The sequence below is a fragment of the Vibrio sp. 10N genome (genome assembly GCF_036245475.1).
Taxonomy (GTDB): Bacteria; Pseudomonadota; Gammaproteobacteria; order Enterobacterales; family Vibrionaceae; genus Vibrio.
This window is the reverse complement of record NZ_BTPM01000001.1, coordinates 650,562-666,179: the sequence shown is the minus strand read 5'-3', so window position 1 is coordinate 666,179 and position 15,618 is coordinate 650,562. Positions and strand designations below refer to the sequence as shown.

9 protein-coding genes, 4 tRNA genes and 3 rRNA genes are annotated in these 15,618 nt (G+C 47.5%); 3 read left to right on the top strand and 13 right to left on the bottom strand.

The genetic code is table 11. The features are described from left to right. Window positions 1–59: 59 nt before the first annotated feature. Genes AAA946_RS03230 through phoB form a run of 3 tightly spaced genes read right to left on the bottom strand, consistent with a single transcriptional unit; the run spans window position 60 to window position 3,035 of the window. Entirely contained in the window at window positions 60–1,028 is a 969-nt protein-coding gene (locus tag AAA946_RS03230; protein ID WP_338163596.1) for a PstS family phosphate ABC transporter substrate-binding protein, read from the bottom strand. Next, the gene (gene phoR, locus AAA946_RS03225) at window positions 1,028–2,326 is read right to left on the bottom strand and encodes a phosphate regulon sensor histidine kinase PhoR (RefSeq protein WP_338163595.1); all 1,299 of its coding nucleotides are present in this window, start codon (window positions 2,324–2,326) and stop codon (window positions 1,028–1,030) included. The genes AAA946_RS03230 and phoR overlap by 1 nt, the downstream gene beginning before the upstream one ends. A gap of 19 nt (window positions 2,327–2,345) precedes the next feature. Then, window positions 2,346–3,035, bottom strand: a complete 690-nt coding sequence (gene phoB, locus AAA946_RS03220) for a phosphate regulon transcriptional regulator PhoB (protein WP_042500693.1) — start codon at window positions 3,033–3,035, stop codon at window positions 2,346–2,348. A gap of 194 nt (window positions 3,036–3,229) precedes the next feature. On the opposite strand from phoB, the gene rdgC reads away from it, so the two are divergent. From rdgC to AAA946_RS03205, 3 genes are all read left to right on the top strand, one after another. After that, on the top strand, window positions 3,230–4,138 hold the full coding sequence (gene rdgC / locus AAA946_RS03215; RefSeq protein WP_042476158.1) for a recombination-associated protein RdgC: 909 nt from the start codon (window positions 3,230–3,232) through the stop codon (window positions 4,136–4,138). Window positions 4,139–4,300: 162 nt separating this feature from the next. Beyond that, window positions 4,301–5,683 (top strand): prephenate-dependent tRNA uridine(34) hydroxylase TrhP, encoded by a 1,383-nt coding sequence (gene trhP, locus AAA946_RS03210; protein WP_234494462.1) that lies wholly within the window; start codon window positions 4,301–4,303, stop codon window positions 5,681–5,683. A 2-nt stretch (window positions 5,684–5,685) separates the two neighbouring features. After that, a complete protein-coding gene (locus AAA946_RS03205; RefSeq protein WP_338163594.1) occupies window positions 5,686–5,940 on the top strand; it encodes a YfhL family 4Fe-4S dicluster ferredoxin in 255 nt (84 codons plus the stop codon). 34 nt (window positions 5,941–5,974) lie between these two features. On the opposite strand, the gene AAA946_RS03200 is transcribed toward AAA946_RS03205, so the two are convergent. From AAA946_RS03200 to clpB, 10 genes are all read right to left on the bottom strand, one after another. Next, window positions 5,975–6,283 carry a hypothetical protein gene (locus tag AAA946_RS03200; protein ID WP_112460995.1) on the bottom strand — a complete coding sequence of 103 codons (309 nt, stop codon included), beginning with the start codon at window positions 6,281–6,283 and terminating at the stop codon, window positions 5,975–5,977. A 178-nt stretch (window positions 6,284–6,461) separates the two neighbouring features. Further along, window positions 6,462–6,797: a DUF1904 domain-containing protein gene (locus tag AAA946_RS03195; RefSeq protein WP_338163593.1), complete on the bottom strand. Its 336-nt coding sequence runs from the start codon at window positions 6,795–6,797 to the stop codon at window positions 6,462–6,464. 158 nt (window positions 6,798–6,955) lie between these two features. Further along, window positions 6,956–7,032, bottom strand: a tRNA-Trp gene (locus tag AAA946_RS03190). Window positions 7,033–7,068: 36 nt separating this feature from the next. Continuing rightward, window positions 7,069–7,145: transfer RNA gene (locus AAA946_RS03185), tRNA-Asp, on the bottom strand. A gap of 56 nt (window positions 7,146–7,201) precedes the next feature. After that, window positions 7,202–7,317, bottom strand: a 5S ribosomal RNA gene (gene rrf, locus AAA946_RS03180). 129 nt (window positions 7,318–7,446) lie between these two features. Further along, a 23S ribosomal RNA gene (locus AAA946_RS03175) occupies window positions 7,447–10,333 on the bottom strand. A 325-nt stretch (window positions 10,334–10,658) separates the two neighbouring features. Next, window positions 10,659–10,734: transfer RNA gene (locus AAA946_RS03170), tRNA-Ala, on the bottom strand. Window positions 10,735–10,776: 42 nt separating this feature from the next. Further along, window positions 10,777–10,853 (bottom strand) — tRNA-Ile (locus tag AAA946_RS03165). 67 nt (window positions 10,854–10,920) lie between these two features. Beyond that, a 16S ribosomal RNA gene (locus AAA946_RS03160) occupies window positions 10,921–12,473 on the bottom strand. The 16S, 23S and 5S rRNA genes sit together here with 4 tRNA genes alongside, the layout of an rRNA operon. Window positions 12,474–13,044: 571 nt before the next feature. Continuing rightward, window positions 13,045–15,618 (bottom strand): ATP-dependent chaperone ClpB, encoded by a 2,574-nt coding sequence (gene clpB, locus AAA946_RS03155; protein WP_338163592.1) that lies wholly within the window; start codon window positions 15,616–15,618, stop codon window positions 13,045–13,047.

Below are 15,618 nucleotides of genomic sequence, written 5' to 3'. Positions count from 1 at the left end.
CTACTAAAACGAAAAAGCGGCAACTAGGCCGCTTTTTGTTTATCCGTTAGGGCATCAGCTTATTCGATGCTCAGCCCTACCTTGGCCAGTTCACCTTTGGCAAACTCAAGACTTACCGGAACATAGCCGTCTTTCTGGACGATCCTCTGCCCTTCTCGAGAGTAAATATAACGAATATAAGCCTCTTCAATAGGCGAGAGTGCACGGTTGGGATCTTTATTCACGTACACATAGAGAAAGCGTGATAACGGATAGTGCCCAGACTGAACATTTTCTTGGGTCGGCATTACGTACTGCTCACCGTGATTAGCAATCGGCACCAATTTGGCGCCAGAAACCTGATAGCCGATCCCAGAGTAACCTATGGTGTTAATCGAAGAAGCAACCGACTGTACCACTGAAGCAGAACCCGGCTGCTCATTAACATTACGCCTAAAGTCACCGCCACATAATGCTTTATCTTTAAAGTAACCATAGGTACCGGATACAGAGTTACGCCCAAAGATTTGAATCGCGCGTTCATTCCAAGGCGTTTCAATCTCTAGCTGCTGCCAAGTTCGCAAATACTCAGTTCCCCCACAGCGAAGGGTTGATGAGAAAATTGCATCGAGCTGCTTAAAGTTAAGACCTTCTATCGGGTTATCGGTGTGAACAAACAACCCAATAGCATCGATAGCGACTTTAAGTGCCGTTGGTTTATAGCCATATTGGCGCTCAAAGGCTTCCACTTCACGCGTGCGCATTTCGCGGCTCATTGGGCCAAACTGCGCAGTCCCTTCCGTCAATGCCGGGGGAGCGGTCGACGAGCCAGAAGCTTGGATCTGTGGATTCACATTTGGGTAAAGATTTTTGAATTCTTCGAGCCATAATGTGGTCATGCCGGAGAGCGTATCTGAACCTACAGAAGACAAGTTACCCGATACACCAGAGAGCTTACTGTACTTGGGTAGCTCCTGTGCCATAGCAGTGCTCGACAACAATGCACACAACGTTAATCCCTTAGCGACGCGCGCCACTAGCGTAGTCATCACTGAACCACCAAACGCTCTGGCAAAATGAACGAGAACTTACTGCCTACGCCCACTTCAGAGTGGATTTCTAAGTGTGAATCGTGATGCGATAGAGCATGTTTGACAATCGCTAAGCCGAGTCCACTGCCACCTGTATCACGAGATCGCGCCTTATCAACACGATAAAAGCGCTCCGTCAATCTGTGTAGATGCTGCGCTTCAATGCCATCACCGGTATCTTCAACCTCTAAATGTGCACCTTGAGAAGACTGGTACCAACGCACTTTGACATTAGCGCCAGGAGGCGTGTATTTCACTGCGTTGTAAACCAGATTTGAAATCGCACTGCGCAGCTGATCATCATCACCAAACACGCGTAAGCTGTTATCGACATCAAAAGTGATCTTATGTTGATCATCACCGCTTAGGCTCACCGCTTCTTTTTCTAGCACTTCTAGCATTGCGGGCACATTAACAACCTCGTCAAGCTCGTGCATTGGCGCGGCTTCAATTTTCGATAGTGTCAGCAGTTGGTTAACCAAGCTGTTCATGCGATTGAGCTGCTCTGTCATGACGCCGTGCGCTTTAGTCCACATAGGGCCGACGACCATATCTGGGTCTTCGGTCATCTCTAAGTAGCCTTGCAGTACCGTCATTGGTGTACGTAGTTCGTGAGAAACGTTGGCAAAGAAGTTACGACGCATGCCTTCAAGCTGTTTCAGCTGGCTGACATCACGCACTACCATCAGGTGCTCACCTTCTGTGTACGGTACAATACGCAGCTCAAGCATTCGCTCTACATTGAGGGGGGAGCGCATCTCTAACGGTTCGGAGAAATCTTGCTTACTGATGTATTTGATAAAATCAGGCGTGCGGATCAAATTGGAGATAGGCTGCCCCGAATCATCAGGCCAACGGAATCCTAGTAGATGCTGCGCGAGCTTGTTACACCAAACGATATTGCCTTCACTTCTAAATACAACGACGGCATCAGGAAGCGATTCCGCACCGTTTTTAAAGCGACGGATAAGGTTTGTTAACTCTTTACGCTTGCGGCGCTGCCTCTGCTGAAGGCGATAAATGCCGTTAAATAACGATTCCCAATTGCCTGTGCCCGATGGCGGAGTAAGACGCTTTTCATCCCAGAGCCAAGCCGACAGGCGCAACTGGTTATGCAGGTGCCATATCAACTGCAAAACCGTGGCAACCAGAAGTAGCCACGGCATGTATCCAAATATCCACCCAACGACAATCCATGGGGTGTAAAAAAAAGCCAGCTCCCAGGCCAGCTTTTTCCAGGTTAACCTTTCAACCATTTACCTCTCCAGTTCGATACTAGCCCTTGGTTGAGAATCGGTAGCCAGCGCCTCGAACGGTTTGAATCAATTTATCATGACCTGCTGATTCAAGAGCTTTACGTAGACGACGAATATGTACATCGACCGTACGGTCTTCAACATACACGTTGGTGCCCCATACGTTGTTGAGTAGTTGCTCACGACTGTAAACGCGCTCTTGGTGCGTCATAAAGAAATGCAGCATCTTAAATTCCGTTGGGCCCATGTCTAGTGGCTGATCGTTCGCCGTCACACGGTGAGAAACAGGGTCTAGTTTAAGACCTTGTACATCAATCACATCTTCGAGTGCTGTCGGTGTAACACGGCGAATCACGGCCTTAAGGCGAGCAACCAACTCTTTTGGTGAGAAGGGTTTGGTGATGTAATCATCCGCACCCACTTCTAGGCCACGCACTTTGTCTTCTTCTTCACCGCGAGCGGTAAGCATCACCACAGGAATATTGCGAGTCAGCTCTTCGCGTTTCATGTGTTTGATAAAGTTAATGCCAGAACCGCCAGGTAGCATCCAGTCAAGTAGTACAAGATCTGGGAAAGGTTCAGCCAGTTTGTTAACTGCTGTATCGTAATCTTCCGCTTCAACAGCTTGGTAGCCTTTCTGCTCTAATACGAAACACAGCATTTCGCGAATTGGTGCTTCATCCTCGACCACCAGGATCCTTCTAGACATATCTGAATAACCTTTTGGAATCTAATCAACTTCATGCATTATCAAGAATTATTATGACACTTTTGTGACCATTGAAAACAATTTTTAATATAACTTTCGCACAAGATCTATTGCGATAATCGAGATTTAAGCTAGGACAATTTAAGCAAAATTGCCTATTATGTGCAGCTATCTATTCTAAAGGTGAGAGTAATATGTGGTTTAAAAACTGTTTGGTCTATCGATTCAACAAGGAACTTGAGTTTAATGCAGATAAGCTAGAGCAGCAGCTTGAAGAGTTTCGCTTTACTCCTTGTGGTAGCCAAGACAAGCAGAAGTTTGGCTGGGTAACAGCATTGGGTAAGCATGGCGATATGATGACCCATGTTTCTGAAAACCGAATTCTACTGTGTGCCAAAAAAGAAGAGAAAATGCTTCCTGCGTCGGTGATCAAAGACTCTCTGGCCAGCAAAGTAGAAGCACTTGAGACTCAAGAAGGTCGCCCTCTGAAGAAGAAAGAGAAAGACGATCTTAAAGACGAAATCATCATTGATCTTCTACCACGTGCGTTCAGTCGTAGTAACCTCACTCACCTTCTTATTATGCCAAAAGAAGGCTTTGTTATTGTTGATGCTAGCAGCTACAAAAAAGCTGAAGACGTGATTGCGTTACTTCGTAAAACTATGGGTAGCCTTCCTGTTATCCCTGCGTTCCCAGAGCAACCTATTGAAAACACCTTAACAGAGTGGGTAAAAACCAGCGAAGCTCCTACAGGCTTTAACCTTCTAGACGAAGCAGAGCTTAAGTCAGTTCTCGAAGATGGCGGCGTTATCCGCTGTAAGAAGCAGGAGCTATCGAGCGACGAGATCCTAGGCCATATCGAAGCAAACAAGTTTGTCACTAAGCTCGCTCTTAACTGGCAAGATCGTATTGAGTTTGTTTTGGCCGATGATGGCAGTATTAAACGCCTTAAATTTAGCGACGAGCTGAAAGACCAAAACGACGATATCCCTCGTGAAGACGCAGCAGCACGTATTGATGCGGATTTCTCACTACTGTGTGGTGAATTTGGCGCCTTCCTACCTAACCTGTATGACGCACTAGGCGGTCTTCCTAAACAGTAACCTCGTCTTTATCAAGCTCGTGGCTAAGTGGCTTCGACACACCTAACGTTGCGGGCTTGATTCAAAACTTGGAAAACTCTCCATACTAGCGTAAAATTTGCGCCCCTTAGTGCCATTAGGTGGCACAACACTGACTTGTAATCAGATTAGAGATATAAAGCAATGTTTACTCCAGAACTTCTGTCACCAGCGGGCAGCCTTAAAAACATGCGTTACGCATTCGCATACGGCGCAGATGCAGTATACGCAGGCCAACCTCGCTACAGCCTTCGTGTTCGTAACAATGAGTTTAATCACGAAAACCTAAAGATCGGTATCGATGAAGCACACGCTCAAGGTAAAAAGCTGTATGTGGTATGCAACATTCAACCACACAACTCAAAGCTAAAGACCTTCATCCGCGATCTTAAACCTGTTGTCGAGATGGGCCCTGACGCGCTGATCATGTCTGACCCAGGTCTAATCATGATGGTTCGTGAAGCCTTCCCTGAAATGCCTATTCACCTGTCTGTTCAGGCGAACGCGGTAAACTGGGCAACAGTTAAGTTCTGGGCTGCGAATGGCGTTGAGCGCGTCATCGTTTCTCGTGAGCTGTCATTAGAAGAGATCGAAGAAATTCGTGAACATTGCCCTGAAACTGAACTAGAAGTATTTGTACACGGCGCGCTTTGCATGGCGTACTCTGGTCGTTGTCTATTGTCTGGCTACATCAACAAGCGTGACCCAAACCAAGGCACATGCACTAACGCATGTCGTTGGGAATACAAAGTTGAAAAAGCGACAGAGAACGACGCGGGTCAAATCGTTGAAGAGTTCACACCTGAAGCTCAACCTGTAGAGGTTGTTGACGAGCGTCCAGAGACCACTATCGGTCGCGGTAAACCGACAGATGAAGTTGTACTACTTTCAGAAAGCCACCGTCCTGAAGACAAAATGGCTGCGTTTGAAGATGAGCATGGCACCTACATCATGAACTCAAAAGATCTACGTGCGGTTCAGCATGTAGAACGTTTGACGAAGATGGGCGTTCACTCACTTAAGATTGAAGGTCGTACTAAGTCTTTCTACTACTGTGCGCGTACTGCTCAGGTTTATCGTAAAGCTATCGACGATGCCGTTGCCGGTAAGCCATTCGATGAATCACTAATGGGTACGCTAGAGAGCCTAGCTCACCGCGGTTACACTGAGGGCTTCCTGCGTCGCCACACACACGACAGCTATCAAAACTACGACTACGGTTACTCTGTGTCTGATTCACAGCAATTCGTAGGTGAGTTTACCGGTAAACGTCGTGGTCACTTGGCTGAAGTAGAAGTAAAGAACAAGTTTATTGTAGGTGATAGCCTGGAGCTAATGACACCGAAAGGCAATGTAGTCTTCAACCTAGAAGTGATGGAAAACCGCAAGTCAGAAAGCATTGATGACGCGAAAGGGAACGGCCACTTTGTCTTCATTCCAGTACCAGAGGAATTGGATCTGGACTACGCACTGCTTATGCGTAACCTAAACTCAGGACAAGATACACGTAACCCAACGGGTAAGTAATCATGGCGTTACTCATTACTGACAAGTGCATTAACTGCGATATGTGTGACCCAGAATGCCCGAATGGTGCCATTTCTATGGGCAGTGAGATCTTCGAGATCGACCCTGCTCTATGTACTGAGTGTAAAGGTCACTACGAGAAACCAACTTGTCAATCGGTATGCCCTATCACGAAATGCATCATCACCGATCCTAATCATGTGGAAACGGATGAAGAGCTGCTAGAGAAGTTCGTGATTATTCAAGGCATGGCCTAAACGCAAAAAAAGCCTCCAACCGGAGGCTTTTTTATTACCCAGACTTTTCGATTGGGAACACATTGCAGTACAGCTCTTTCTCGTACTGAATTTCCAGTTTCTTGCGCCAGTTTTCCGCAGAGTTTATGGGAATCAAATAGAACTTCTCTCTGCTCGTATCGGTCACAAAAGCAATGCCATGTTGCATGAGTTCGTAATGGATATCGTTAACGAACCCTAACGTAAAACTTTGCCTACCGGATAATTGATTAATGTCTTCTCTAGTTAGGATCACTCCGTCTTTTTCCGTCGCGAACCTCTCTCTCAGCCATCGGGCAAACTGCCTTGATGATATCATTGTCATAACAGTATTCCTTACCCAAAGTCATAGGGGAACCCCCCTATAAAGCAGTAGAACAGCCCTAAGTAAGACAATAATAAAACCTAGAAAACAACGACTAATCCACTGAAGTACTGATAACAATAGTCAACAACCAAGCACTTCTCCAGTCGCATTTGTGAGAGTGATACCAATCAGATAGTTAGCCGTAATGACCGCCATTGTCGTAATAGCTTGCAGGCTCAAGCGCTACGAATATGACTGCAACATCAAGCTCTTTACCCAAAGCAGATCGGATCTGTTCAGTAATAACCGCTGCCACTTTATCCTTCACTCCCTGCCCCCGATCAAACCACAGCACTTCCACAAATGGATAAGCGTGACTTAACTTACCATCGAAGTAAAATGTTGAGCTAATGTGCTCAATGGTAAAGTCCTCTTTTGGACAATCCATAAGCGGTTGAAGCTCGTCAACTAACGGGCTAGAGAGTGTTTTGACTATCTCTGATTCCAGAGCTCTAAAACGTAAATGAGGCATAATCATATCCATGTATATAATGATGGTTATGAGTATATCAGTGAACTATAAGATTCGAGAATGTAGAAATACAGAAATGAAAAAGGCTCCAACCTAAGTCAGAGCCTTTGAATACTGCAGATGTGAAAAAGCCCCGTCTTTCGACGAGGCTTTAAAGATGGCAGGGGTGGAGAGATTCGAACTCCCAACACGCGGATTTGGAATCCGCTGCTCTGCCAATTGGAGCTACACCCCTGTAGTTATTTTTAAGACTTAACTCTGTCTAAATAAGTGGCGGAGTGGACGGGACTCGAACCCGCGACCCCCGGCGTGACAGGCCGGTATTCTAACCAACTGAACTACCACTCCGCAGTGGTCTATTTAAAGTCTTATCTCAATCGTGCTTTAAACAGATTATGTTCAAAGCCTGGCGATGTCCTACTCTCACATGGGGAAGCCCCACACTACCATCGGCGCTATTGCGTTTCACTTCTGAGTTCGGCATGGGATCAGGTGGGTCCACAACGCTATGGTCGCCAAGCAAATTCTGCTTTGGTTTTCAGCTTTTCAAAAAAGCTAAAAGCCAAAATATCTGGAAAACTGATTTTAAAGTTCTGAACTCACATTCAATGTTCTTACTTTGAGTCCATCAAAACCCTTTGGGTGTTGTATGGTTAAGCCTCACGGGCAATTAGTACAGGTTAGCTCAACGCCTCACAACGCTTACACACCCTGCCTATCAACGTTCTAGTCTCGAACAACCCTTTAGGACGCTTAAAGCGCCAGGGAAGACTCATCTCAGGGCTCGCTTCCCGCTTAGATGCTTTCAGCGGTTATCGATTCCGAACTTAGCTACCGGGCAATGCGTCTGGCGACACAACCCGAACACCAGAGGTTCGTCCACTCCGGTCCTCTCGTACTAGGAGCAGCCCCCTTCAATCTTCCAACGCCCACGGCAGATAGGGACCGAACTGTCTCACGACGTTCTAAACCCAGCTCGCGTACCACTTTAAATGGCGAACAGCCATACCCTTGGGACCGACTTCAGCCCCAGGATGTGATGAGCCGACATCGAGGTGCCAAACACCGCCGTCGATATGAACTCTTGGGCGGTATCAGCCTGTTATCCCCGGAGTACCTTTTATCCGTTGAGCGATGGCCCTTCCATTCAGAACCACCGGATCACTATGACCTGCTTTCGCACCTGCTCGAATTGTCATTCTCGCAGTCAAGCGGGCTTATGCCATTGCACTAACCTCACGATGTCCAACCGTGATTAGCCCACCTTCGTGCTCCTCCGTTACTCTTTGGGAGGAGACCGCCCCAGTCAAACTACCCACCAGGCACTGTCCTCATCCCCGATTAGGGGACCAAGTTAGAACATCAACACTACAAGGGTGGTATTTCAAGGACGGCTCCACTAATACTGGCGTACTAGTTTCAAAGCCTCCCACCTATCCTACACATGTAGGGTCAATGTTCAGTGCCAAGCTGTAGTAAAGGTTCACGGGGTCTTTCCGTCTAGCCGCGGGTACACTGCATCTTCACAGCGATTTCAATTTCACTGAGTCTCGGGTGGAGACAGCGTGGCCATCATTACGCCATTCGTGCAGGTCGGAACTTACCCGACAAGGAATTTCGCTACCTTAGGACCGTTATAGTTACGGCCGCCGTTTACCGGGGCTTCGATCAAGAGCTTCGACCTAAGTCTAACCCCATCAATTAACCTTCCGGCACCGGGCAGGCGTCACACCGTATACGTCATCTTACGATTTTGCACAGTGCTGTGTTTTTAATAAACAGTTGCAGCCACCTGGTATCTGCGACTCCCCATAGCTCCATCCGCAAGGGACTTCACCGCGAGGAGCGTACCTTCTCCCGAAGTTACGGTACCATTTTGCCTAGTTCCTTCACCCGAGTTCTCTCAAGCGCCTTGGTATTCTCTACCCGACCACCTGTGTCGGTTTGGGGTACGATTCCTTACAATCTGAAGCTTAGAGGCTTTTCCTGGAAGCATGGCATCAATGACTTCACTACCGTAGTAGCTCGACATCGTGTCTCAGCCTTAAAAAGAGCCGGATTTACCTAACTCTTAAGCCTACGCACTTGAACCTGGACAACCGTCGCCAGGCCCACCTAGCCTTCTCCGTCCCCCCATCGCAATTGTAAGAAGTACGGGAATATTAACCCGTTTCCCATCGACTACGCCTTTCGGCCTCGCCTTAGGGGTCGACTCACCCTGCCCCGATTAACGTTGGACAGGAACCCTTGGTCTTCCGGCGAGGAGGTTTTTCACCCCCTTTATCGTTACTCATGTCAGCATTCGCACTTCTGATACCTCCAGCAAACCTTACAGTTCACCTTCAACGGCTTACAGAACGCTCCCCTACCCAATACATAAATGCATTGCCGCAGCTTCGGTGTATAGCTTAGCCCCGTTACATCTTCCGCGCAGGCCGACTCGACTAGTGAGCTATTACGCTTTCTTTAAATGATGGCTGCTTCTAAGCCAACATCCTAGCTGTCTAAGCCTTCCCACATCGTTTCCCACTTAGCTATACTTTGGGACCTTAGCTGGCGGTCTGGGTTGTTTCCCTCTCCACGACGGACGTTAGCACCCGCCGTGTGTCTCCCGGATAGTACTTACTGGTATTCGGAGTTTGCAAAGGGTTGGTAAGTCGGGATGACCCCCTAGCCTTAACAGTGCTCTACCCCCAGTAGTATTCGTCCGAGGCTCTACCTAAATAGATTTCGGGGAGAACCAGCTATCTCCAGGTTTGATTGGCCTTTCACCCCTAGCCACAAGTCATCCGCTAATTTTTCAACATTAGTCGGTTCGGTCCTCCAGTTGATGTTACTCAACCTTCAACCTGCCCATGGCTAGATCACCTGGTTTCGGGTCTATATCCAGAGACTGAACGCCCAGTTAAGACTCGGTTTCCCTACGGCTCCCCTAAACGGTTAACCTTGCCACTGAATATAAGTCGCTGACCCATTATACAAAAGGTACGCAGTCACACCACGAAGGTGCTCCTACTGCTTGTACGTACACGGTTTCAGGTTCTATTTCACTCCCCTCACAGGGGTTCTTTTCGCCTTTCCCTCACGGTACTGGTTCACTATCGGTCAGTCAGTAGTATTTAGCCTTGGAGGATGGTCCCCCCATATTCAGACAGGATATCACGTGTCCCGCCCTACTCGATTTCACTGATGATGAGATGTCGGTTACGGGGCTATCACCCTGTATCGCGGCACTTTCCAGAGCCTTCACCTGTCTCATTAAAAGCTTAAGGGCTAATCCAATTTCGCTCGCCGCTACTTTCGGAATCTCGGTTGATTTCTCTTCCTCGGGGTACTTAGATGTTTCAGTTCCCCCGGTTCGCCTCGCTGAGCTATGTATTCACTCAGCGATACCTGCTTATGCAGGTGGGTTTCCCCATTCAGGAATCCCAGACTCACAGGTTATTACTACCTAATCTGGGCTTATCGCAAGTTATTACGCCTTTCATCGCCTCTGACTGCCAAGGCATCCACCGTGTACGCTTAGTCACTTAACCATACAACCCCAAAGAGTTTCAGATGAAACCATGAGATTGTTTAATCAAACAACCAAAGTTGTCTGCAATTTTTATACATGATGCAGACTCGATTTTGCCGGACTCAAATATGAATCACTTTCGTGATTCCCAAGAACACTTGAATGTGTGTTGGTACCTAATCAAAAGATTAGGATTTGAGAACTTTTAATTGAATAACATTAATCAAATGTTATTCGTCAGCTTTCCAAATTTTTAAAGAGCTTGTTTTCTACAGCAATAAAGCTTTCGAAACCATTTTTAAGAACACTTAAGACTTTCTATTAAAAAGAAATGCGCTTAAAGATGGTGGAGCTAAGCAGGATCGAACTGCTGACCTCCTGCGTGCAAGGCAGGCGCTCTCCCAGCTGAGCTATAGCCCCATCAGTGTGTGATGCTTATCGCCAATCATCTGGGAGGAAGATTGGTGGGTCTGAGTGGACTTGAACCACCGACCTCTCGCTTATCAGGCGAACGCTCTAACCACCTGAGCTACAGACCCAAGCATCGTCTTTAATTCATAAACCGTATCAATCTGTGTGAACACTCATCGCAATAATCTATTCGTATAAGGAGGTGATCCAGCCCCAGGTTCCCCTAGGGCTACCTTGTTACGACTTCACCCCAGTCATGAACCACAAAGTGGTGAGCGTCCTCCCGAAGGTTAAACTACCCACTTCTTTTGCAGCCCACTCCCATGGTGTGACGGGCGGTGTGTACAAGGCCCGGGAACGTATTCACCGTGGCATTCTGATCCACGATTACTAGCGATTCCGACTTCATGGAGTCGAGTTGCAGACTCCAATCCGGACTACGACGCACTTTTTGGGATTCGCTCACTTTCGCAAGTTGGCCGCCCTCTGTATGCGCCATTGTAGCACGTGTGTAGCCCTACTCGTAAGGGCCATGATGACTTGACGTCGTCCCCACCTTCCTCCGGTTTATCACCGGCAGTCTCCCTGGAGTTCCCGACATTACTCGCTGGCAAACAAGGATAAGGGTTGCGCTCGTTGCGGGACTTAACCCAACATTTCACAACACGAGCTGACGACAGCCATGCAGCACCTGTCTCAGAGTTCCCGAAGGCACCAAAGCATCTCTGCTAAGTTCTCTGGATGTCAAGAGTAGGTAAGGTTCTTCGCGTTGCATCGAATTAAACCACATGCTCCACCGCTTGTGCGGGCCCCCGTCAATTCATTTGAGTTTTAATCTTGCGACCGTACTCCCCAGGCGGTCTACTTAACGCGTTAGCTCCGAAAGCCACGGCTCAAGGCCACAACCTCCAAGTAGACATCGTTTACGGCGTGGACTACCAGGGTATCTAATCCTGTTTGCTCCCCACGCTTTCGCATCTGAGTGTCAGTATCTGTCCAGGGGGCCGCCTTCGCCACCGGTATTCCTTCAGATCTCTACGCATTTCACCGCTACACCTGAAATTCTACCCCCCTCTACAGTACTCTAGTCAGCCAGTTTCAAATGCAGTTCCGAGGTTGAGCCCCGGGCTTTCACATCTGACTTAACTAACCACCTGCATGCGCTTTACGCCCAGTAATTCCGATTAACGCTCGCACCCTCCGTATTACCGCGGCTGCTGGCACGGAGTTAGCCGGTGCTTCTTCTGCAGCTAACGTCAAATGATGCCGCTATTAACGACACCACCTTCCTCACTGCTGAAAGTGCTTTACAACCCGAAGGCCTTCTTCACACACGCGGCATGGCTGCATCAGGCTTGCGCCCATTGTGCAATATTCCCCACTGCTGCCTCCCGTAGGAGTCTGGACCGTGTCTCAGTTCCAGTGTGGCTGATCATCCTCTCAGACCAGCTAGGGATCGTCGCCTTGGTGAGCCATTACCTCACCAACTAGCTAATCCCACCTGGGCATATCCTGACGCGAGAGGCCCGAAGGTCCCCCTCTTTGAGCCGAAGCTATTATGCGGTATTAGCCATCGTTTCCAATGGTTATCCCCCACATCAGGGCAATTTCCCAGGCATTACTCACCCGTCCGCCGCTCGACGCCGTTAACGTTCCCCGAAGGTTCAGTTAACTCGTTTCCGCTCGACTTGCATGTGTTAGGCCTGCCGCCAGCGTTCAATCTGAGCCATGATCAAACTCTTCAATTTAAAGTTTTGATTCCCTAAATAAATAGGGGGAGGCTCAATGAATACTGAACATTACATAAAGTAATGTTTGAATTGACTGTGCTCTTATTGGTTTTCACTTTTGAAAAAGTGAAACAAAACAGCTCAAGGCTGCTTCCCAATTCGAATGGTCACTTCGTTTCATTGAAACCTAATTTGATACCGCTCTTTATTAAGAGAAATATCTAATTTGATTATCATCAACGAGTGCCCACACAGATTGATAGGTTTATATTGTTAAAGAGCTTGTTTTGAGCTTTGCTCAAAACGGACGGCCATTTTAGCGAGATAAGTTTTCGTGTCAACCACTTTTTTCAACTTAATTTGCTTGGCTTCCTCAGAAGCTTTTGGCCTTCGGACTCAGTAGGGATTTGTGTCTCCGTTCCCGTGTCAGCGAGGTGGCATTATAGAGATCGCCATTCACTTGGCAAGCGCTAATTTACATTAAATTCGCTTTTTCTTTCCGTTCGCACACAAATGAATCAGAACGTCCAAAAAAGACACAAAAAAGGGGAGTGACCTCCCCTTTTATTTACCAAACGCTAGTAAACCGCTACTGACCAACCGCAATTTTATCGTTATTAACGATAAGTTTGACCGGTTTGGTTGGATCCACTTTACCCGCTAGTATCTCTTTCGCGAGTGGATTCTCTATACTTTGCTGAATCGCTCGTTTTAGAGGTCTTGCTCCGTATACTGGGTCGTAACCCACTTTCGCAATGTAATCGAGAGCCGCATCTGCCACGACCAACGAGTACCCACTGTCTTCCATTCGTTTACCTAATTGCTCAAGCTGAATGTTAGCAATCGACTTAATGTGTTGCTGACCCAGTGGGTGGAATACCACACTCTCATCCACACGGTTTAAGAACTCAGGTCTAAAGTGAGACGTCACTACATCCATCACTTCTCGCTTAATACCCTCATAATCGAGAACTTGGAAATTCTCTTGGATTCTTGACGATCCTAAGTTCGACGTCATGATGACAACCGTGTTTCTGAAATCCACCGTGCGACCTTGCCCATCGGTGAGGCGACCATCATCTAATACTTGTAGAAGAATATTAAAGACATCTGGATGCGCTTTTTCTACCTCATCGAGTAAGATCACCGAATATGGCTTACGTCTAACCGCTTCCGTTAAGTAGCCACCTTCTTCATAGCCAACATAACCAGGAGGAGCACCGACCAAGCGCGCCACCGAGTGTTTCTCCATGAATTCAGACATGTCGATACGCACCATGGCATCTTCGCTGTCAAACATGAAGTTTGCGAGCGTTTTACACAATTCGGTTTTACCCACACCGGTTGGGCCTAAGAATAAGAACGAACCAATGGGCTTATTCGGATCGGCAAGGCCTGCTCGACTACGACGAATCGCATCAGAAACTACTTCCACCGCCTCTGCTTGACCAATGACGCGTTTATGCAGAACCTCTTCCATACGAAGCAGTTTGTCTTTTTCTGCTTCTAGCATCTTAGAGACTGGGATACCGGTTTGTTTCGACAACACTTCTGCTATTTCAGCATCAGTGACTTTGTTACGAAGCAGACTCATCTCTTGCATCTCAGCTTGTGTCGCAAGATCGAGCTGTTTTTCAAGCTCAGGAATACGACCATACTGAAGCTCGGACATACGATTTAAATCGCCTGCGCGTCTTGCGACGTCCATATCCAGTCTCGCTTGTTCAAGCTCTGCTTTAATATGTTGCGTACCCGATAGCGCCGCCTTCTCTGCATTCCATACTTCTTCGAGCTCAGCATAGTCACGCTCTTTTGTCTCTAGCTCTTCATTCAGAGTAGAAAGTCGCTTGCTACTTGCATCATCCGACTCATTTTTCAGCGCTTGCTGTTCTATTTTAAGCTGAATGATTTTACGCTCGAGTTTATCCAGTGACTCTGGTTTAGAGTCTATTTGCAGACGAATGCTAGAAGCGGCCTCATCAATAAGGTCAATCGCCTTATCAGGTAACTGTCTATCTGTTACATAACGATGAGAAAGACTGGCCGCTGCAACAATCGCAGGATCCGTTATCTCTACATGGTGGTGCAGTTCATAGCGCTCTTTTAGCCCACGAAGAATCGCCACCGTGTCTTCAACACTCGGCTCATCTACCAACACTTTTTGGAATCGTCTCTCTAGCGCGGCATCTTTCTCTATATATTGACGGTATTCGTCTAAGGTAGTGGCACCGACACAATGCAGTTCACCACGAGCAAGCGCGGGTTTAAGCATGTTGCCCGCATCCATTGAGCCTTCGCCTTTACCTGCTCCAACCATAGTGTGCAGTTCATCAATGAATAGAATAATGTTGCCTTCTTCTTTGGCAAGTTCACTCAATACCGATTTCAAGCGCTCTTCGAATTCACCGCGATATTTAGCGCCAGCCACCAAAGAACCCATATCAAGTGATAAGACTCGGCGCCCACGTAGGCCTTCTGGCACTTCATTATTAATGATGCGTTGAGCAAGGCCTTCGACAATCGCGGTTTTTCCCACCCCCGGTTCACCGATGATGACCGGGTTATTTTTTGTACGACGCTGCAACACCTGAATGGTACGGCGGATTTCGTCATCTCGACCAATCACAGGGTCTAGCTTGCCTTGCTCTGCACGCTCTGTGAGATCGATAGTAAACTTCTCTAATGCCTGACGCTTTTCTTCAGCATTGGGATCATCAACCTTTTGACCCCCACGGATCTGTTCAATCGCTTGATTAATCTTTGCTTCTGTCAGGCCTTGTTCTTTGAGCAAGTTACCCAAAGCGCCTTTATCTTCGATAGCAGCCAGTAAAAAGATCTCTGATGAGATATAGGCATCTTGACGTTTCTGAGCCACCTTGTCACACAGGTTAAATAGCTGTCCCATAGAGCTAGATAGCTGAACATCGCCCCCAACACCGGTGACTTTAGGTAATTTATCGAGAAGCTCAGCAAGTTTTGAACGCAGATGTACCACGTCCACGTTGAGCATCGTCAGCAATGGACGAATGGAGCTGCCCTCTTGATTGAGCAAAGCAACCATAAGGTGGACAGGTTCAATGTATTGATGATCTCGGCCTAGAGCCAGAGACTGAGCATCAGAAATAGCGACTTGGAATTTGCTAGTAAATCGGTCTAAACGCAC